At 53.3% G+C, this 19,297-nt stretch carries 24 protein-coding genes; 17 read left to right on the forward strand and 7 right to left on the reverse strand.

Annotated elements, in window-relative coordinates:
• Positions 1 to 376 precede the first annotated feature (376 nt).
• From AC2FJ5_RS01870 to AC2FJ5_RS01885, 4 genes are all read right to left on the reverse strand, one after another.
• A complete protein-coding gene (locus tag AC2FJ5_RS01870) occupies positions 377 to 1,453 on the reverse strand; it encodes a helix-turn-helix domain-containing protein (RefSeq protein WP_142636109.1) in 1,077 nt (358 codons plus the stop codon).
• 54 nt (positions 1,454 to 1,507) lie between these two features.
• A complete protein-coding gene (locus AC2FJ5_RS01875; protein ID WP_496792227.1) occupies positions 1,508 to 2,248 on the reverse strand; it encodes a hypothetical protein in 741 nt (246 codons plus the stop codon).
• Complete coding sequence (locus AC2FJ5_RS01880) at positions 2,245 to 2,841, reverse strand: RNA polymerase sigma factor (protein WP_246097204.1); 597 nt, start codon at positions 2,839 to 2,841, stop codon at positions 2,245 to 2,247. The genes AC2FJ5_RS01875 and AC2FJ5_RS01880 overlap by 4 nt, the downstream gene beginning before the upstream one ends.
• A gap of 245 nt (positions 2,842 to 3,086) precedes the next feature.
• On the reverse strand, positions 3,087 to 4,019 hold the full coding sequence (locus tag AC2FJ5_RS01885) for a LysR family transcriptional regulator (protein ID WP_496709046.1): 933 nt from the start codon (positions 4,017 to 4,019) through the stop codon (positions 3,087 to 3,089).
• 146 nt (positions 4,020 to 4,165) lie between these two features.
• On the opposite strand from AC2FJ5_RS01885, the gene AC2FJ5_RS01890 reads away from it, so the two are divergent.
• From AC2FJ5_RS01890 to AC2FJ5_RS01920, 7 genes are all read left to right on the forward strand, one after another.
• The gene (locus AC2FJ5_RS01890; protein WP_496705200.1) at positions 4,166 to 4,912 is read left to right on the forward strand and encodes a class II aldolase/adducin family protein; all 747 of its coding nucleotides are present in this window, start codon (positions 4,166 to 4,168) and stop codon (positions 4,910 to 4,912) included.
• Positions 4,913 to 5,000: 88 nt separating this feature from the next.
• Entirely contained in the window at positions 5,001 to 6,182 is a 1,182-nt protein-coding gene (locus AC2FJ5_RS01895; protein WP_496701968.1) for a 3-hydroxybenzoate 6-monooxygenase, read from the forward strand.
• Between the two features lie 10 nt (positions 6,183 to 6,192).
• Positions 6,193 to 6,888, forward strand: coding sequence for a fumarylacetoacetate hydrolase family protein (locus tag AC2FJ5_RS01900; protein WP_496792229.1), 696 nt, complete (start codon positions 6,193 to 6,195; stop codon positions 6,886 to 6,888).
• Complete coding sequence (gene maiA / locus AC2FJ5_RS01905) at positions 6,885 to 7,532, forward strand: maleylacetoacetate isomerase (protein WP_496792232.1); 648 nt, start codon at positions 6,885 to 6,887, stop codon at positions 7,530 to 7,532. The genes AC2FJ5_RS01900 and maiA overlap by 4 nt, the downstream gene beginning before the upstream one ends.
• Positions 7,533 to 7,554: 22 nt before the next feature.
• A complete protein-coding gene (locus tag AC2FJ5_RS01910) occupies positions 7,555 to 8,658 on the forward strand; it encodes a cupin domain-containing protein (protein ID WP_496701974.1) in 1,104 nt (367 codons plus the stop codon).
• 32 nt (positions 8,659 to 8,690) lie between these two features.
• Positions 8,691 to 9,209, forward strand: coding sequence for a maleylpyruvate isomerase N-terminal domain-containing protein (locus AC2FJ5_RS01915; protein WP_496792335.1), 519 nt, complete (start codon positions 8,691 to 8,693; stop codon positions 9,207 to 9,209).
• Between the two features lie 335 nt (positions 9,210 to 9,544).
• Positions 9,545 to 10,642, forward strand: a complete 1,098-nt coding sequence (locus AC2FJ5_RS01920) for an autotransporter outer membrane beta-barrel domain-containing protein (protein WP_496701976.1) — start codon at positions 9,545 to 9,547, stop codon at positions 10,640 to 10,642.
• 139 nt (positions 10,643 to 10,781) lie between these two features.
• Here the strand turns inward: AC2FJ5_RS01920 and AC2FJ5_RS01925 are convergent, their stop codons facing one another.
• On the reverse strand, positions 10,782 to 11,219 hold the full coding sequence (locus AC2FJ5_RS01925) for a MarR family winged helix-turn-helix transcriptional regulator (protein ID WP_496792233.1): 438 nt from the start codon (positions 11,217 to 11,219) through the stop codon (positions 10,782 to 10,784).
• 100 nt (positions 11,220 to 11,319) lie between these two features.
• Here AC2FJ5_RS01925 and AC2FJ5_RS01930 point away from each other — a divergent pair, with 100 nt between their 5' ends.
• Both AC2FJ5_RS01930 and AC2FJ5_RS01935 read left to right on the forward strand, forming a co-directional pair.
• A complete protein-coding gene (locus AC2FJ5_RS01930) occupies positions 11,320 to 12,399 on the forward strand; it encodes a CDGSH iron-sulfur domain-containing protein (protein ID WP_496792235.1) in 1,080 nt (359 codons plus the stop codon).
• 27 nt (positions 12,400 to 12,426) lie between these two features.
• Positions 12,427 to 12,963 carry a cytochrome b gene (locus AC2FJ5_RS01935; RefSeq protein ID WP_496792237.1) on the forward strand — a complete coding sequence of 179 codons (537 nt, stop codon included), beginning with the start codon at positions 12,427 to 12,429 and terminating at the stop codon, positions 12,961 to 12,963.
• A gap of 33 nt (positions 12,964 to 12,996) precedes the next feature.
• Here AC2FJ5_RS01935 and AC2FJ5_RS01940 read toward each other — a convergent pair whose 3' ends face one another.
• Positions 12,997 to 13,437, reverse strand: a complete 441-nt coding sequence (locus AC2FJ5_RS01940; RefSeq protein ID WP_496701984.1) for a MarR family winged helix-turn-helix transcriptional regulator — start codon at positions 13,435 to 13,437, stop codon at positions 12,997 to 12,999.
• A gap of 139 nt (positions 13,438 to 13,576) precedes the next feature.
• Between AC2FJ5_RS01940 and AC2FJ5_RS01945 the strand changes: the two genes are divergently transcribed.
• From AC2FJ5_RS01945 to AC2FJ5_RS01970, 6 genes are all read left to right on the forward strand, one after another.
• Positions 13,577 to 14,029 carry a hypothetical protein gene (locus AC2FJ5_RS01945; protein ID WP_496792239.1) on the forward strand — a complete coding sequence of 151 codons (453 nt, stop codon included), beginning with the start codon at positions 13,577 to 13,579 and terminating at the stop codon, positions 14,027 to 14,029.
• Positions 14,029 to 14,481, forward strand: a complete 453-nt coding sequence (locus AC2FJ5_RS01950; protein ID WP_496792241.1) for an anthrone oxygenase family protein — start codon at positions 14,029 to 14,031, stop codon at positions 14,479 to 14,481. The genes AC2FJ5_RS01945 and AC2FJ5_RS01950 overlap by 1 nt, the downstream gene beginning before the upstream one ends.
• Before the next feature lie 32 nt (positions 14,482 to 14,513).
• Positions 14,514 to 14,903, forward strand: coding sequence for a hypothetical protein (locus AC2FJ5_RS01955; protein WP_496792243.1), 390 nt, complete (start codon positions 14,514 to 14,516; stop codon positions 14,901 to 14,903).
• A gap of 12 nt (positions 14,904 to 14,915) precedes the next feature.
• Entirely contained in the window at positions 14,916 to 15,248 is a 333-nt protein-coding gene (locus tag AC2FJ5_RS01960; protein WP_496701991.1) for a c-type cytochrome, read from the forward strand.
• 2 nt (positions 15,249 to 15,250) lie between these two features.
• A complete protein-coding gene (locus AC2FJ5_RS01965) occupies positions 15,251 to 15,757 on the forward strand; it encodes a cytochrome b (protein ID WP_496792245.1) in 507 nt (168 codons plus the stop codon).
• 108 nt (positions 15,758 to 15,865) lie between these two features.
• Positions 15,866 to 16,447 carry a DUF2269 family protein gene (locus AC2FJ5_RS01970; RefSeq protein ID WP_496792247.1) on the forward strand — a complete coding sequence of 194 codons (582 nt, stop codon included), beginning with the start codon at positions 15,866 to 15,868 and terminating at the stop codon, positions 16,445 to 16,447.
• Positions 16,448 to 16,614: 167 nt separating this feature from the next.
• On the opposite strand, the gene AC2FJ5_RS01975 is transcribed toward AC2FJ5_RS01970, so the two are convergent.
• Positions 16,615 to 16,983 carry an antibiotic biosynthesis monooxygenase family protein gene (locus tag AC2FJ5_RS01975; RefSeq protein ID WP_496701997.1) on the reverse strand — a complete coding sequence of 123 codons (369 nt, stop codon included), beginning with the start codon at positions 16,981 to 16,983 and terminating at the stop codon, positions 16,615 to 16,617.
• A 379-nt stretch (positions 16,984 to 17,362) separates the two neighbouring features.
• On the opposite strand from AC2FJ5_RS01975, the gene AC2FJ5_RS01980 reads away from it, so the two are divergent.
• Complete coding sequence (locus AC2FJ5_RS01980; RefSeq protein ID WP_496705220.1) at positions 17,363 to 18,352, forward strand: TAXI family TRAP transporter solute-binding subunit; 990 nt, start codon at positions 17,363 to 17,365, stop codon at positions 18,350 to 18,352.
• Between the two features lie 142 nt (positions 18,353 to 18,494).
• Positions 18,495 to 19,208 carry a dienelactone hydrolase family protein gene (locus tag AC2FJ5_RS01985; RefSeq protein WP_496705222.1) on the forward strand — a complete coding sequence of 238 codons (714 nt, stop codon included), beginning with the start codon at positions 18,495 to 18,497 and terminating at the stop codon, positions 19,206 to 19,208.
• Positions 19,209 to 19,297: the final 89 nt, after the last annotated feature.

The raw sequence follows: 19,297 nt of genomic DNA on the forward strand, positions 1-19,297 counted from the left end.
ACCTACCTCTAGCCGATCCTCTGCTGACGGCAATAGGCCGGACAATGTTTCAACAGCCCAATTTAAAATGATGGTTTGTTCGACAACAGCACTGCCCGGACCCTCCGAAGGAGTACTGCGCCTGAGGTGGCTTGCAATCCACACCGTCAACCAAGAATAGTTTTCACAAATTGCGAGTTAAACTTTTGATTTAAGAACCACTTTTGACATATATACGATCCGGCCAAACACTTTGCCGCCCTTAGACCTGTTTCCACTAGCCAGTAATGCGGGGGCAAAAATGGGACGGGCATTCACGTCTGCACAGGCAAAAACCTGCGGAAGCTGGTATTCAATGCGGCAGACCGGGCATATTGGTCTGATGACCCTGTTTGGGCTACAGCGCCGCTGTCCAAACTCTGTAACGTCCCTGCCCTGTCACCTCGCGGATCAAGCCCCTCCGGCTGAAACGGTCAATGTTGCGCTGAACCGCAGCGCGTGAGGCTTTAGTCAGCTCTTCCGCCAATGGGGCCGAGACCATTGGCCAGGCCGTAAACACGTCGATCAGTCTTGGTGGTGTGCGCCCGCTCAACTCTGCAGTGGTCTCTCTGGCGCGCTGCTCCCAGGCGCTGACCCGGTCCAGGTGCAGCAAGGCGGACAATACCGCCTGCCCTGTTCCCCTGATCCAGGCAGCAAGCTTTTCTGATGGTTCACCAACACCTCTCAACGCACCCGGACCCGACAGAACCAAGGGCATGAACACAGCCCCGCCCCGCCCCATCTTGGCCGCATGACGGGCGGCAATGATTGCAGCCTCGGTATCCTGTCCGATGCCTTGAGACAGGGCCCGCCAGGCATGAAAACCGATGGCGGCCTGCGTCACCGGGTGCAGCCCCTCGGAATTGCGCATGACTTCGGCAAGATCGGCGATGGCTTCGGGGACTTCGTCAATCCCCTGCGCAATACGATCTAAAAAGGCTGTCAGGCCAGTCTCCCACCCGCCATCCGATGGCGCGGCGCCGGATGTTAGCCGCCGTACGGCCCAACCCGCGCGGTACAGGGCCTGCACATCATCCCCGGTTGCACCAATGCGAAGCCCAGTCCAAAGCGCCAGCCGATCAACGCTGATCCGGTCGCCGGTCCACCATCCCAAATCGGATACATCCATCAGCGCCAGCCGGTGTGTCCACCCATCCGGACCGGCGCGCAAACGTTCGTCCAAGGCGCCAAAACTAACTGCCAGGTCGGCCAGTTCCAACGACAGATCTGCCTGCGCCGCACGCCAGTCCCTGGGATCAAACAAAAGACTGCGGTCGACCCTTGGGCCGGGCGGCAGGAAATCCTCGACGGCCTCTTCGTCAGGTGGCAGGAACCACAGATCATCCTCATCAGCGTCGTCATCATCATAGATACTGCGCGGGCCGAGGGGGTCCTCGTCCTCATCCGGATCGGGAATGACGGGTGTGGTGGTCATGTCTGCTATATTTCTGGTATTTCCGCAGGTTCACAAGGCGTTTTCGACGCCACCTCAGCTTGCAAAGGTCGCGGTCAGAATATCCAGCTTACTTTCCAGGTCAGTCTGATCGCTGTCACCAATCAACATATAGCCATAACCGTCTTTGGACCAGGTGGCCGTCGCCAACCCGCTGAGCACTGCCTCTTTCAAATCCTTGCTTGGCGCGCCTGCACCCTGACGGATGACACAGAAGGCAAAAGGCTGGCCCTGTTCATTCGCAAAGACCACTTGAACCAACGGTTTGCCCCTGAAGGACAACACCTGCGCACGCTTCAATTCCATCCCCGGCAACGCCTCAAGAGTGTCACGTCTCAAGGATAGACCCAGCTGTGCCTCGGCCTGATCAAACTGAGTTGTCAACGCCTGTTCCGAGCTGTCCATCCCCGCGATCGTGTCCGCCGCATATAGTGATTGATAGATCGCCGCCTGCTCAGCCCACCCCATGGGCTGAGGCTTGGTTACCCAATATGTGGCCGACACAGAAATCACCGCGACAGATGCAGCTACGGCCAACAGGCGCAGAGGACCGCCACTGGTTTGTATCTCGGCATTTGGGTCAGGCAAAACCATCCGGGGCATCTCGGCCGGGACATGTTCAAACACCGCTTGTACCACCGGTGCGAATGGATCAAGCCCCATCAGGCGCGCCTCAAGCTCGGGTTCGGCCGCAACCGCAGCTTCTATCGCCTGGGCCTCGGATTCATTCACTTTGCCTTCCAGATACGCTTTGAGAACTTCATCGGAAAACTTCATTTGCGACTCCGTCGAACGGCATCTGCCGCCTCATGCTGCATCACGACTTTCAGTTTTTGTCGCGCATTGGACAGCCTGCTCATGATCGTTCCTATTGGCACCTCCAGCAATGCTGCGGCCTCGCGGTAGCTATAGCCTTCGACATAGACCAGCATCACCGTTTCTCGCTGTGCTTCTGGCAACTGCATCACTTGGGTAAACACTTCGGCGGCGAATATATTCGTTTCCGAGTCCGGTCCGGATGCAATCAGCTCTGACTCTGGGGTCAACGACAGTGCCTGCGCTTTTCGGACCGAGCGGGCACGCAGCTCATTCAACCAGATTGAACGGCAGATCGTCATCAACCAACTGTCCAACCGCTCAAATGACGTGACCTGGTGGTGGCGTTCAAGCGCACGCAGGCAAGTGGCCTGCAACAGATCATCGGCCACATCGGAAGCACCCGACAGGGCAAGCCCAAACCGCCAGACGCGCCTCGAATGCGTCTGGATCGCGCCGCGCACGGCCTGCTCGGAACTCAATTCACCGACCATAGTTTGCTTCACGACCTCTATCATTTTCACGAACCAGGTTCGCTGGGTCAGGCCTGACATACCCTGCGCGGGAAAGAAATGGAACTTATGTTGAAAAGGAAAGTACCATGCGGTCTTTGAAATTGCCCGTGATCTGATCGGAAATCCGCAGGCTCTGATTGATACATCCTCACTAGGAACGGAGTCTACATCCAGACAGCCGGATCAAGGAGAGGAGTTTAGGTCGCGAAGATACACGTACATATCCTGCGCACTCTATTTTCTGGATCGTTGTTGTGAAGTCAGATTTCAGGCATGAAGCCGCTTCACGACTGCGCTTCATCTAGGCGTTTGATCTCTGTGCAGATATACTCGGCCAACTTTTGTTGAAATGCTGTGAGGTTCCGGTCTTTTCGTTGAACAAGATAGATCGGAAAGGCCAGCGACATCCCCGGTGTTTTTATCTCTCGTAAAGACCCGTTTTCCAATTCGTCTTTAACAGAAGACCAAAACAGGAATGAGATGCCCGCCCCTGCCCGGACGGCCTGTTTGATGGCTTCGCCATGTCCAAATTCCAGTGTGACATTGCTTCTGATTATTCCATGAGTCATCAGTGCATAGTCTTCGAGATCGCGCCGGGCAGTATTTGCCCTTGCGGTGACAAATGGAAGGTCCTTCAACTTCTCTGGTGTCACCTGATTGCCAACAAAGGTCGTCTTATCTGACCCCGCCAAGATCAATCTTTCATTGTACAACGGCGTTACATCAAGCCCGCGGATTCCGTGAATCTGGTCGACAATCGTCAGTCCAAAGTCACATTCGCCTCTCAATACCTGCTCGCTGGCCAGTTTTGGGCTCGCAACCTGCACTGAAATATCACTCTGTTCGTGGTCCGTTTTGAACTGAGAAACAATGGACGGCAGGATGTATGACCCCAAAGTCATTGACGCGGCGATTGAGGCGTGCCCAACCGCGCCGGATTTGCGGTCCTGAAGTTCCTGCTCAAGCTCTCGTGTCTGCGACACGATTTCCTTGGCCCAGACGTATATGCGTTTCCCATCTTCTGTCAGCGCTATCCGCCGCCCATTGCGCTGCGTAAGCTGCACCCCCAGTTTTTCAGAAAGCGCCTTGATATGCGTAGTTACAACGGGTTGTGCGATGCTGCATTCCTCAGCAGCCCGCGAAACGCTTTCTAACTCGGCGACGTGACAAAACACTTCAAGCTTGTGAAGTGTTAGCTGACTGATGAGTGACCGCATCTGTTGACCCTCGCCCTTGGACTTTTTTGTTCTGATGAACTTCCACTGTCATATCTATTATATGATATGAATTACCTCTGTACTATATATTTTTCATCAGGCGTCAGCGTTTCTATTTTGCACCCCAACTTGGCTTGGAGATGTAGATGGCTCTTGATCACGACTCACAAAACGACGCTCGGCTAATTGATGCGGCTATTAACGAGTTGGTTTTGGCCAATAGAATTCTTGCGCGTGAAGACGTTATAGACAGTTTTGGGCACGTCAGCGTGCGCCACCCGCTGCGGAAAGATCGCTATTTTCTGTCCCGTTCGCGCAGCCCTATCAATGTGACTCGCGAAGACATCATGGAGTTCACTTTGGAAGGTGAACTTATCGGCGAAGATCATCGTCGGCCATATAACGAACGACACATTCATGGGGCGATCTACAAAGACCGACCCGATGTGAACTCGGTGGCGCATCATCATGCGCGCTCGATCATTCCGTTCACAATGAATGATGTGTCCTTGCGTCCGATCTTTCACATGTCGTCAGTCATTGGCAAAGAAGTTCCGACCTGGGACAGCCAGGACGAGTTTGGTGACACCAACATGTTGGTTGACCGGATGGATATGGGCCACTCTCTTTCGCGCGCGCTTGGGCAAAACAGTGTTGCCCTGCTGCGTGGCCACGGCTGTATCTGTGTGGCTGCAAACATCCGGGCAGTTTGCATGGTTGCGACCGGCCTTAAAGACAATGCCGCGCTGGTTCAGCAGTCGCTGGCGCTGGGTTCCCTCAAACATCTGACAGATGGTGAAATCGACAAAACCAGCGCGATGCTTTTGGGCGACATGCCCCTAGCCCGGGCCTGGGATTACTGGGTGTCGCGTGCGGGCTTCGCCGGCTTGTAACAAAGCCGAGCCGCGCATTTCCGGCAAATGGATATAGCTAAGAGCGTTGCCTGTGTGACCTCTTGCCAAAGTGACTAAGGAGGCAACAGTGCCAATAGAGCCTATTTTGATTGCAGGTGCCGGAATCGGCGGCTTGGCCGCCGCAGCTGGTCTTGCCCGCAAGGGTTTTCGTTCGATCGTTGTCGAACAGGCCCCCATTTTGGGAGAGATCGGTGCTGGTATCCAGATCGGACCAAATGCCTTTCACGCTTTTGACTATCTGGGCGTTGGAGACGAAGCGCGATCCAAGGCCGTGTATGTCGATTCACTGCGTCTAATGGATGCTAAGAACGGGAATGATATCACGACAATCCCGTTGGGTGAGGACTTCAGAAAACGTATGGGCAACCCATACGCTGTTGTTCACCGCGCCGATCTGCACTCGGTCCTACTGGATTATTGCGAAGCAAGTGACCTGATCGACATTCGAACGAACACACTTGTTAGCGGTTACGAACAGGATGGAAAATCCGTCAGCCTCAAGACATCTCTGGGTGTATTCAAAGGCGCTGCGCTGATCGGTGCGGAAGGGCTTCGTTCACCAATCCGAGCCCAAATGATCGGAGATGGCGAGCCCAGAATTTCAGGTCACACCACATATCGAAGCGTCATTCCCACAGAGCAGATGCCTGAAGATCTGCGCTGGAATGCTGCAACATTGTGGGCTGGCCCCAAATGCCACATCGTGCACTATCCGCTGAAGGGCGGGAAGGTTTACAATCTGGTTGTCACCTATCACCGCGACCTGCAGGAGCCTATTGCAGGTCGACCCGTTAGCCGCAAAGAAGTGATGCAGGGCTTTGAACACATTGCCCCCCGAGCGCGTCAGATCATCGAACACGGTCAGGACTGGAAGCTTTGGGTGCTTTGTGACCGCGATCCGATTTCCAACTGGCGCGATGGTCGCGTGGCTCTCTTGGGCGATGCGGCTCATCCAATGCTGCAGTATTTTGCTCAGGGCGCATGTATGGCGCTCGAGGATGCTGTCTGCTTGTCGCATTGCATGGAAAACTACGGCGACAACATCGAGAACGCGTTGGAAACCTACCAGAACCAACGCCGGGTTCGGACGGCACGTGTTCAGATGAACTCGCGCCTGATCGGCGACTATATCTATCACCCGGACGATGCGCAGGCCGCCGTACGCGACCACGTAATGTCGAACATGACACCCGACGAATGGTGCGACCAACTTCATTGGTTGTACGGATCGAATGGACTTGAAAATTAAAGGATAACAGATGGGCTACGTTTTCCCCCCTCAAAACACCGTAACCCTTCCGGTAGCTGGCAGCGATGATCGTCTGCCAGTGCGCCGTATTTTGTGCGTCGGCCGGAACTATGCGGCACACGCACGCGAAATGGGTAAAGACCCTGACCGCGATCCGCCGTTCTTCTTTTCGAAACCCGCCGATGCAGTGGTTATGGACGGCGAAACCGTCGCATACCCGGCTGAGACCGCCAATTTCCACTACGAAGCGGAATTGGTCGTTGCGATCGGCAAAGAAGGTCGCAACATTCCAATGAACAACAGCCTCGATCACGTCTGGGGCTACGCTGTCGGCAATGACCTGACCCGCCGGGACCTGCAGCTTGCAGCCCGGGAACAGGGACGCCCCTGGGACATGGGTAAGTCGTTTGACCGCTCGGCCCCGATTGGCCCGATCCACCCGGTTTCGGCCGTTGGCCACCTGTCAACCGGGGAAATCAAGCTGACCGTCAACGGAGAAGTTAAGCAGAAGGCTGATCTTTCGGAATTAATTTGGTCCGTTCCCGAAATTGTTTCGATCCTGTCCAGCTTCATCGAACTAAAACCAGGCGACCTGATCATGACCGGCACGCCGGCAGGTGTTGGGTCGATGGATCCTGGTGATGTCTGTGTCGTCAGCATCGAAGGGCTGGGGCACATCACCACAACAATCGGGGCCGCTGAATGAACTTTCAGCTGCATAACTTCTTCAGGTCTTCAACATCGACGCGTTTGCGTGCGGTGTTGAACCTGAAAGGGTTGGACTACGACTATATCGCCTATGTTCTTCGCACGGGCGAAACCAGAAGTCCCCAATATCTGGCTATGAACCCCCAAGGGTTGGTTCCTTCCCTTGTACGGGAAGATGGCACGATCATGACCCAATCCCTTGCCATCATCGAATGGCTGGATGAGGTTTATCCCGAACCTGCACTTTTGCCTTCCGATCCAGACAGAAAGGCGCAGGACCGTGCGCTTGCCTATATGATTGCATGTGACATCCATCCGCTGAACAACCTGCGCGTATTGCAATATTTGGGCAGTGAATTCGATGCTGATGAGGAAAAGCAGAAAAGCTGGTTCACACATTGGGTGAAAACCACACTTGATGCGTTTGAACAGACGCTGGCGTCTCGGGAAGAACAATCAATCTATTGCTTGTCCGACACACCCGGATTGGCCGATGTCTGTTTGTATGCGCAAATCTGGAACAATAAGAGATTTGGCATCCCGATGGATGATTGGCCAAACATATCGCGTATTTACAAAGCATTGGATGCACTTCCTGCGTTCCGAAATGCGGCGCCACCGAACCAGCCCGATGCAGTATAATGAAAGACTTTAGGAGACTGTTTTGAGTTCCGATACCAGCCACGAGAACGTTGAGCATTCAATGCAGCCCGAAGACAGCCCCGAGCTGCGCAATTTGTACAAGAATTTTGCGGACGAGCATATCATTCCGCTCTGGACTCAGCTTGGGGATTTGATGCCCATGCATCCCAAGCCGAAGGCCGTTCCTTATGTTTGGAAGTGGCAAACGATCCTGCCTCTGGCCGAAGCGTCTGGTGATCTTGTCCCGGTCGGTCGGGGTGGCGAGCGTCGCGCGTTGGGATTGGCCAATCCCGGCCTTGGCGGCAACGCATACATAACCCCCACGCTTTGGGCAGCGATCCAATACTTGGGCCCCAAGGAAACCGCGCCTGAACACCGCCACTCACAAAATGCGTTTCGTTTCGTCGTCGAAGGCGAAGGGGTTTGGACCGTTGTCAATGGCGATCCGGTTCGAATGAGCCGCGGAGACCTGTTGCTGACACCAGGTTGGAACTTCCATGGTCATCACAACGATACCGACAATCCCATGGCCTGGATTGATGGTCTGGACATTCCGTTCAGCCAACAAAACGATGTCGGATTCTTCGAGTTCGGATCGGATCGGGTAACCGATTATGCGACGCCGCGGTTCTCACAAGGAGAGCGTCTGTGGTGCCACCCAGGTCTGCGGCCATTGTCGCAACTGCAGAACACCGTTTCGTCGCCAATCGGCGCATATCGCTGGGAGTTCACGGACCGGGCGCTGACAGAACAGCTTTTGCTGGAAGACGAAGGAAACCCGGCAACCATAGCGCCGGGCCACGCCGCGATCCGATATGTGAATCCAACGACCGGAGGCGATGTGATGTCGACAATCCGGTGCGAATTCCATCGTCTGCGTGAAGGAACAAATACCCAGACACGACGCGATGTCGGATCAACCGTGTTCCAGGTATTCGAAGGCAGTGGTGCGGTCATCATAAACGGTGAACGTCGCGCGTTGGACATCGGCGACCTGTTTGTGATCCCGTCCTGGGTTCCATGGGCCTTGGAGGCGGAAACACAATTTGATCTTTTCCGTTTTTCGGATGCCCCGATTATGGAACGGCTCAACTTCGCGCGCAGCTACGTTGAAGGCCAAGAGTGACCGATAAGGCACGGCAAGACCACCGAGCAAGAATGGGTTCTGGCGCCAGATTTGATTCAGATCTGGCACCAAAGCAAGACTTGCTTCTAGCCCGCCGCGGCACCGCATTTTTTGCACGCTTATTAAATGATCTACCCGATACCGCTTTATCAGCGGACAGCACTGTGCCTGGTTGGCAGCGGCGCCATGTCATTGCTTCAGTCGGTTTGCACGCCCGGGAAATGTGCGAAACGATTGAACGTGTTCGATCTGATAGCCCCAGCTTTGAGACAACGGTCCCTGGGCGAAATGACATACATGAATACGCAACAATTCCAGCCCGCGCGCTTCATCATCTCTTCAGCCACGCGGCCGTTCACTTAAATGTAGTTTGGCGTGACTTAACTGATTTCGAATGGGGAATGTCCGATCCTCGGACCTCAATATCGGACACGCCTTCCGAACGTGCAAAGGTCATATGGGGCGCGGCGCTTGACTTGAATGTCGGGGCTGACTCCGCTCTATTTCCAGATCAGGCCCGGGCCCTTTTGGAAGAGCGCCATCACCAATAGACGGCGAGTGGATCCGCCTGAATATCGCTTCTGATCGCTGGGCGTGAATGCACATCAAAACAGCGACGAATGCCCATTCGAATTCAATCTTTGCGAGAGCTATGAGTGCTAGATAGCAATTCGAATCTCTCGCTTTGCATCCCCCAAAAGGCGTCAAAGTTTCTCTTTTGGTTGTCAATCCTGACGAACTTCAACCCCAGTTTGAAAATCTATGACAGAATTGTCATTTTAAAGGAAAAGCACTGTGTTTTAGTACGTGTTTTCTTTGTATTTGGGAATTATGTACTCTATAAGCTTCCCAATACTCATATTTAGGGATTTCTAGGGAGGACCTCATGAATACCAAGACACCACTAATGGGCATGGCCTTGGCGGCTTGCGCTACCATGGCAATGGCAGAAGAACAGGACACTCAGGATGGCGGCCAGCAGGGCCAGCTACCGGTTGGAATTGCTGCGATCTACAACCTTGGCGGGTCTGGCTTGCTGGAAAGCTATCTGTCGAATGAACCGTTTGGCATAGCTCAGACAAGGATTGGGGTCGCGCGCGCTGTTACCGGTGTCGCGCATGCAGGAGGGCCAACATCCGGATATGAGACGTCACCTGTCTCGGGGATCATTGATATTCATGCGTTGAAGATGATCGGGCCGGATTCCTTCATTCGGTTTTCGACTGAATACGTCGCCACAGATGGTGATGGCAGCATCGTCGTGGTAGACGCCGACACCATTCGTCTCGATGCTCAGTACGTCAAATTTTTTGATGTGAATACGATGCTTGCATTCGGCGCCTTTTACGAAAACACCGACATCGAAAACATTGGCGTTGCCGATTTGACCTATGGCGGATGGGGTCTGCGCGCGGATGCCTTGAAGCAATTCAATCCAAATTGGGGCATGTCAGCTCGGATGGAATACATGTTCGGCGAGACTGATATCTCGCTGCCGGTAAGCCCAACAGCCACATTGACCCAAAACCAGGACGATGATCGCCTGTACATCCAATCTGAACTTGTCGGCCGGTTTGATAAGTCAGACTTGAAATGGTTGCCCCAAGGATGGGTGTTGAACCCAATCTTTGGCGTTTTGTACCAACGGGCATGGATCGAAGAGACTGCTGACAGCTTTGGCAATCTGGCGTCAGGTGTCGATGGTCCGGACGAGACCTATAGCACAATCTGGGCCAAGGCCAGGATCTCAAAAGAGCTGAGACCTGGAACTTGGTCACCCAAGGCAACATTGGGCCTTGAACATGAGTTGGTCAACGACTTGGATGAGTACCTTGACGAACCGACCTACGGTGTTGTCGGGCTGGGGATTACGCATCTGACGAATTCCGGCGGCTATTTCGACCTGACATATTCCGGTCGCCTCGGCCTGAACGGTGTGCGCCGGCAAAACGGACTCACTTTTGCCTTCACCAAGGCGTTCTGATCTATTTAGAAAAAGGGCGGCACATCTGGGCCGCCCATTACCCAAGTACAACAGCATTCAAAAGCTGCAGAAGAAAGCCAGCCCTCATAGACGATCCGGCGGCTACTTTTGATAGGCTGTATGTTCTCGTCACCCAGTTCTAGTGCTCTGAATCTTGTAACGTATGAAGCACGCGTTGCATCAGGCGCACAAATTGCTCCCGTTCGTCCGGAGCAAGGTCTTTCAATGCCAAATCGTTGACTTTCGTCGCAGCTTCGTAGGCATCGTCGCGGATCGATTTGGCTTTTTCTGTCAGAAAAATGAACTTTGCGCGGCCGTCTGTAGGGTGATGTTTACGCGAAATCAAACCATCACGTTCCATTCTGTTCAACGTGTTCGCCATAGTCGCCTGCTCGATGTCCAGCTTGTCGACAAGTTCCTTCTGCGTCTGCCCATCCTTCTGCCACAGCGCAAGTAATGCGGGGAATTGTCCCGGCACTATGCCCAAAGGTTCAATACGTCTGCGCAATTCCTCAAAAAACAAACGAGCCAAATGGTTTATGAGGTACCCGGGCGAAGACGTGTGATCAAATTCCATAGAACCTTTTAGATTTGCATAGCGGTGGATGCAATGATATATAGCAGGCTATGCACAGCCAAGTGTACGACACGCGCAACTGCATAGAAGGACTATCCAGATGAAAACCCGCATCCATGCCACCGCCGGTGGCATCGCGTTTCTAACAATTTTGACATTTTGGACGTCGAGTGTTTTTTCAGAACTGTTCCTTGATCATGAAGCCATTGCATCGGTGAAGACCATGATTTTGCGGGGTATGTTTATCCTGATACCCGCGATGATCGTTGCGGGCGGCTCTGGTATGGCGCTTGGGAAAAACCGGACGGACCAGCTGGTATTGGGCAAGAAAAGGCGCATGCCGTTCATTGCCGGAAATGGAATTCTCGTCCTTATCCCATGTGCATTTTTCCTTTCCAGCAAGGCCTCGGCAGGAGAATTTGACACTGTGTTCTATGTCGTACAGGCCGTCGAACTTCTTGCCGGTGCAACCAACCTCAGCCTGCTGGGGATGAATATACGGGATGGGCTGCGTATGACCGGCAAGATCGGCGGCGGTTCTAGCGTTGCGGACAAAACCGCGACAATCCGCGGTCTTCCGGATGGCCCCCTTCTGGCCAGAGAAATCCCCAGATTGACCGATGCTGACGGTTCCGATGTAGCCGTGAAAAAATCTTTGGCCTTGTGTCGTTGCGGAGCGTCAAAGTCCAAGCCTTACTGTGACAGTTCACATACTGGTATTGGCTTTAGTTCAGCGGTGTCCAAGGATCGAACCCCGGACAAGCTGACCGCATATCAAGGCAAGGATATCACAGTTCACTACAATCGCCTGTTGTGTTCCCATGCGGGGGAATGCGGCCGCAGATTGAAGTCTGTTTTCGACTCGAGCAGAAAGCCATGGATTGAGCCTGGCAATGGCGACGCCAACGCAATTCGCGAAATTGTTGCAGCCTGCCCTTCCGGCGCGTTGTCCTGGAGCGAACCAGGTGGCGAGCCACAGCAACCCAGCGTCGACAACCCCGGCATTACAATCGAGCGTAACGGACCCTTTCGGGTAACCGGAGTTGACTTGCAGGATGTTCAGTGGGCTGAGGGCGCGTCATCCAATAAATACGTCCTTTGCCGGTGCGGTGCCTCCAAGAACAAACCATTCTGCGATGGGTCGCATGTCGACATTGGTTGGGAAGACAGCGCTGAGTGATCTCGATATTCAACTGAGGCAATCGAAATGAAAAGTACAACAACGTCTTATGGGACTGTTGCAATCACTCTGCATTGGCTCAGCGCAGCATTGATCATTGCGCTGTTTGCAAGCGGGTTTCGGGCGGCGTCCATTGATGTCAGCGCCGCGAAGGCAGGGGTTCTTTCAGTCCATGTCCCAATCGGTATTTCGGTACTGTTGCTCACACTTATCCGTATCGGGTGGTGGATGTTTGCTGATCAAAAGCCCGCCCATTTGGAAACTGATCCGGCTTGGCAGGTGTTTATCGGCAAAGCGGTTCATCTCCTGCTCTATATCGTTACCTTGGGTATGGTCGCCAGCGGCATAGGCATGGTCGTGATGTCTGGCGCCGGAACTATTCTGTTCGGCGGATCAACTGCACCGATACCGAACTTCTTCGACTATCCGCCACGGCTTGCACATGGGGCCGGTGCGCGGTTTCTGCTTGTTTTGCTAGCGCTTCATGTCGTTGGCGCGCTTTACCATCACTATGTCAAAAAAGACGGCACTTTCGGGCGCATGTGGTTTGGCCAAGTTAACTAACTGATTGGGGCGCGGTGCGATTTAGGCCGCGTCTCAATATCTAGCTCGCGTGCCATTTGCCTTGATAGCTTTGGTAATAAGAGCAACAATTTGCTGCTGCTCAGTATCGCTTAGCCCCTCCAGTATTAACTCGTTTTGCTTGCTTGCCCGCTTCAGCGTTGGCTCTTTCAAAGACTTGCCATGCTCTGTCAGCCATGTTTGTCGGATGCGCCCATCTTCTGTATCTCGTCGACGGATGATCAGGCCGTCTCGCTCCATCCGAGCCAAAGTATAGGCCATTGTTGCCTGTTCGATCCCGACACGCTCAACCAGTTGTTTTTGCGTCAGGCCGTCGTCTTCCCATAAGTGCACCATGATCGGGAAAACACCTGTTGAAAGGCCAAGAGGCTTTATTTGCTCCTGTAGCGCGTTCGCAAACAGGCGCGCGAGGTGATTAATCAGATATCCCGGAGAATTCTCTCGTGAAAAGGTCATATTCCATCGTTTCTTTTACATAGTAGACTATACATTTATTGTATAGCTTGCTATATGTGTTCTGACAATGAGTCGTTTCACATAAGACTCACACCATTTACATAGCTTACTATGTATGATGCGAGAAAGGAGACTTCAGATGACTAAGAAAATTCACCCGATTGCAGGCGCCCTTGCCTTTCTTATGATCGCCAGTTTTTGGCTTTCCACTGTGATCGTCGAATTCTTTGGCACCGAAGCACAGATCATCGCGGTCAAAACGACAATACCTTGGGGCTTCTTAATTCTCATCCCGGCAATGGCCGCTGTTGGCGGCTCGGGCTTCACCCTTGCAGGCAAGCGTCGCGGCGGGGTCCTTGGGGACAAGGCCCGCCGGATGCCAATCATCGCCTTCAACGGCATAGCGATCCTGATTCCTGCAGCCCTTTTTCTGGCCGCTAAAGCGAAAGCCGGAGAACTCGATAGTACCTTTTATCTGGTGCAAACTCTCGAGCTGGTCGCCGGTGCGACGAACCTCACGCTAATGAGCCTTAGCATGCGCGACGGTCTTCGCATGAAAGGTCGACTTCGTCATCGGAAGGTAAAAGCATGATGTCCTTGGCCCGCACGGCGGAAGCGATCACAATCATAGCCTCGGGCATGTTTGCCGGGTCGATGCTGTTTATTGGAATGACGCTTGGCGGCTATTGGCAAAGCCTTGACGCGCAGCAGTTCCTGGACTGGTTTGCTGTGAACAACGTTTTCATCCAGCGAACCATACCCTTGGTATCGATGCCGGCTCTTCTCGGCTCGATTCTCTGCGTGGCATTGTTTTGGCGAAGCCCCGCTCGTGGAATGTGGATTGCAGCGCTACTCAGTTGGATGATCGTGGCGATCCTGACATTCGCATTCTTTGTTCCGACGAACACGGCTTTTGCCTCTGGGGGTCTGCCAACAGCCGAAGTTGCTGACACGCTGGAGCTTTGGCTGCAGGTGCATTGGCTTCGGATCATCTGCGGGATTGCCGCAACTGTCTTCGCTTATCTGGCAATACGACGAGCTTAAAATCTCGGCACTGACCAAAGGAACCTAAGACGATGAAATCACCTTTCATTCTAGCCACAGCCATTGTGATCACCACGGCTGCATGCGGCGCGACCTATTTGCAAACCGTTCAAGATGCCAAAGCTGCATTACAAGGTGCTCCTGCCGAACGTCTGAAAACCTGCATTGGCGAACCCGCGACTGTGGAAACTCAGGGCCGTCAATTCATTGCCACCTATAGTTCTGCTCAGGTGCGCGGACCGGACGGATTAACACTGCCATCAGCTGCAGCCGCCGAAGACCCTAAGGCTTGCGTCTTCAACTTCACCATCTCGGACCGCGTTATTCAGAGCATCAATTGCGAAAACCGCGCCGGTTGGGGCGGTGGCAGCATCACGAAATGTGCTGGACTTGTAAAAGCCTGCACAAATCAGGCTCAGTGAAAGGGTTCAAAAATGGCTTTTGAGATTGGACTTCGCGGTGGGCTTTCCGCGGTGGTGACCGTGTTCGCTTTCAGCGCTGGCAGCCCGGTTGTTGCAGATAATACTACCTTTCAATCCGTATGTGCAGAATGCCACACGGGCGGTTTTAAAGGCTTCATGTCAGGTGCGCCCAACGTCAAGAAACCGGACACCTGGCAAAAGTTCCTGCAACGGGATTCAGAACAGCGCATGCGCGATATCGTGTTACGTGGCACCAAGGACCATAAAGCGAAAGGCGGCTGCACCACCTGTAGCGACGAACAGATCGACGCTGCGATCGACTACATGTTGGAGTTGGTGAAGTAACAATGGACCGTTACCACCCTCTTCTTGTTACGCTGCATTGGCTTATGGCAATTCTCATAATCCTGACACTTTTGTCGGGAGGCATTGCCCCTCTGAGTTTCCATTTGACCAGCGGAATCTTGATCCTGGGGCTGATAATGCTTCGGCTTCTCGTCCGTTTCAAAACAGAGAAACCAAGCGCGCCGGAAAGTGGGTTGAATATACAAGTGCGACTGGCAAGCTGGATGCATACCGCCTTGTATATTCTTCTTGGCGCCGTCGCCGTATCGGGCACCGGGATCGCAGTCGAGTCAGATTTGATACACGTGGTTCAAGGCAACAAGATGCTACCCGCCGGGTTCACTGAGACAGTCCTGTACAGGGTTCATAGCCTTGCAACGGATCTGTTGATGGTCGCAGTCGTCGCTCATGCCTTCGCTGCCGCTTGGCATCAGTTCGTTCAAAAAGACAAGCTCTTTGCGCGGATGTGGTTCAAAAGGCCCAAGCGTGGCCGTGCACAGACATCCTGATACTTGATGAACGACATCGCGAAATTTGCGCACCAGTGCACCAAACTATTAAGTCAGACGCCCAAAATCTGAGCTTACAGCTCTTTAGTTAAATCCCGAGGCACACCGATGCTGTTTACGCTTATGAAGTTCACTCACTTGTTCGGAATCCTGCTGGTCGCGGCGGGTTTGTTTTCGGTTTTTGTCCAAGATATTCTGTCCCGCCGAATTGCAACACAGGCTGGCTACAAGAACGCACTTGGGGCCATGAGCATTGCCTATAGCTTCCTCGCCCTGCCAGGGGCCCTGTTTGTCATCTCATCAGGCGGATGGCTGATTGCGAACTACTATGGACCGGTTGAATTATTGGAAACACCATGGTTGGCGGGCATGGTTGGCCTGTTTTCGGTTTGGCTGTTTGTGGTTCACGTCAAAGTAAGATTTGACCTGCGTCGCTGTCGTAGAATGCTTGCCGAGGGACAAACGGTCAAAAAGCTCGAGGCACTTCGAAACAACGGTTTGTACCTATTTTCTCTGGCTCTGGATTTACCGATACTTATTTTGATATTGGTCCTGGGAACCTTTCGGCCCGAAAGCTGGGCCCTGCTTTTGATCGGGATCGGCTTCGCAATCGAATTCGCGCTTATTCTGACAACCGTAGGTCCTTCGCTCTGTCGCCAAGCTAATCATCAGGAAGCCACGGGTTTTTGACAGAGTGATGGACTTTAACGCGTTGGGAACGCTCAGCACTAAGCTATTGCCGGTTCCTCGCGCATCGCTTGGCTAGTAGTGCCCAACGAATTTCAGAGGTAATGGTGGCCCTTTGGCCCGAAGAACCAGAAGTCATCGGGCCAAAAGATTGATGACAATACTGAGTATTAACCCACGCAGAAACCTGGGACGGTCATCTTGGTGAACAAGTGAGGACGCACGACTGCGCTCTCAGGGTATTGACCGATCCGGGCCTGGAATTCCGGGTTGGTAAACGCGTTACGGAAAGACGCGACGTCCTCCCAGATTGCATAGTTCATATAAGTTCCGCTACCGGCCAGACCTTTGTGCATCTGAGTCGAAATGTAGCCAGGCTGCGCCTTCATAAAGCCGGCATCATGCGCCCACGCGGCAACCAGCGCTTCTTCGTCTTTCGGATCGATCGAGAATACGTTCACCAGAACAACTGGGCCTTCACTGCTGCCCAGTTGCTCGGCCAATGTGACGACCTCATCAAGTTCTACAAGTTTAGCCATGATTTTCTCCTAGTTGGTGGGTTTGCTAACTGTTGCGGGTCAAATCTGCGTCCTACCCGCCTGGATTCTGGTGCGCCTTTTTGCGCCCAAACGCCTATGACTAGGCATGCTTTGTGTTGACCAATTAACATAGTCAGCTATGATTTTATATATGATCTTTTTTGACATCATCAAATAGACCCTACGAACATCGTGCAAGCTTTGGCGCTATCTTGTCATTGTGCAAAGGTTCGGCTTCAGATCAGTTTCACCTTGTTTTGAATGAGTTAGCTGCGCACTTCACTTTCTTTATCATTTTTCCCACTTTACGGGAATTTCTTCATTGTTAAATATTCATTAATCCTATAAAGAGACAAAAGCAACAGGAGATGCTCTTAAGATGACAACTGCGCCAAATATGGACAAACAGCCAAAACTTGATCGCAGTGTTCACCTGAACTTTACTGGTGACTGGGGCCAAGCAAATTTTCACCGCATCTGCTCATGGCTGTGCCAGGAGGTCTGCGACCGCACCGAAAAAGGATCGCGCGTTGCAATTTGGAATCTGATTGCCGGTGCTGACTCTCCGATTGCTGTGTCTAACGGTGAGGTTGATCTCTGCATCGCCACGCCCGTCCAAATGTTGCCCGGCGCGCTGGCTGGGGAAGGGATCTTCGAAGGAAGCCCGCTTCCACGGCTGCGCACGCTTGCAATTCTTCCACAAACAGACCGCATGGTTTTCGCCATCGATCCAAAATATGGCGTCTCAACATTTGAAGAGCTGCGTGAGAAAAAACCACCAATCACACTCGCCACTTCGGAAGATGACGGTGTAAATCTGATCGGTTATACGGCCGCCCGTTATCTAGAGGCCCATGGCATCGACCGCGACACTCTGGAGTCCTGGGGTGGTAAATTGATTACGGATACCAGACCCGAACAATCGGTGTTCCGTATGCGTGATGGCGAAGTCGACGCCCTACTGCAGGAGGCATATATGACGCCTTGGTGGCGGGATGCTGTCGCAAACCGCTCTCTGGTGTTCTTACCAGCAGAAGATGCTGCCCTGACAAAGCTGGAGACCCAGTACGGCTGGCCCCGTGCCGTTGTGCCTGCTCATTTCTGGGAAGGTCAAACCGAAGATCTGCCCGCGTTGAATTTCTCTGATTTCGCCGTTCTTGTGCGTGATGATATGCCCGAAGATCTTGCGCATCTGTTGACCTGGTGTCTGATCGAAACTCGCGAGGTTATCGAACAACAATTCCGTCACATCCCATCACATCACAGCCCCCTCAGCTATCCGCTTGTGCCGGAACGCATGGCGGATTCCCCGATACCCTTACATCCCGGTGCTGCGCGCTATTACAAAGAAGCGGGCATCATCGAGTAGAACAACCCCATAACACCTACTCACTCACAAACCCCCCTCGCTCTACCACTCACACCCCCCTCACTCACAGACCCCCTCGTTCTACCACTCACAACCCCCCTCGAACTTGTTCCCTTCAACATTCAACACGGAGCACGACATTATGGCTATTGATAGTAAGACAATCACTATTGCTGCAGCTGATGGCCAATCGTTTTCAGCCTATCGCAGCAGACCGTCATCGACCGACGCTATCGGTGGAATCGTTCTGATCCAGGAAATTTTCGGTGTAAACGACAATATCCGAGCAGCATCCGACTGGTTTGCCGAGCAAGGTTATGATGTCATCGCACCGGATATGTTCTGGCGGCAGGAGCGCGATATCGAACTGAACGCCGCACTGGAAGAAGATCGCGAAAAGGCGATGGGGTTTATGCAGGGGTTTGACCTCGAGGCAAGCCTTGGCGACATGGATGCCGCCGTTGCACTTCTTCGCGAGGATGCCAAGCTGCAAGGCAAGATCGGTGTTGTTGGCTATTGTCTGGGAGGGCGCGTTGCCTTCCGCATGGCGACGTCCAATGCTGCCGATGCCGTCGTTTGCTTTTATCCAGTGGCTATCAGTCAGGATCTTGGGAGCAGCACTGGTCCTCAGGCTCCGCTTTTGATCCATTTGGGTGCCGACGATCATCTTTGCCCGCCTGAAGCTCAGACCGCGATTACCGAACATGTCGAGCAGTCAAAAGACGGCTCTGTAACTGTACATGACGGTGTCGGCCACGCATTTGCACGTTTGGGCCGTTCTGGTCGTGCAGAAGAAGCTGCTATTGCCGCAGAATCGGCCACTCTGGAGTTCTTCAAAAAGCATCTGGGTGCATAAACCCAAGGCGAACCAAGCGGGTCACCTGCTCTTCAAACGTTATGAGAACCGGATTTCGTAAGCCCGGTTCTTATTGCATGCGCAAGCAC

Source organism: Ruegeria sp. CDSA221, assembly GCF_059611825.1.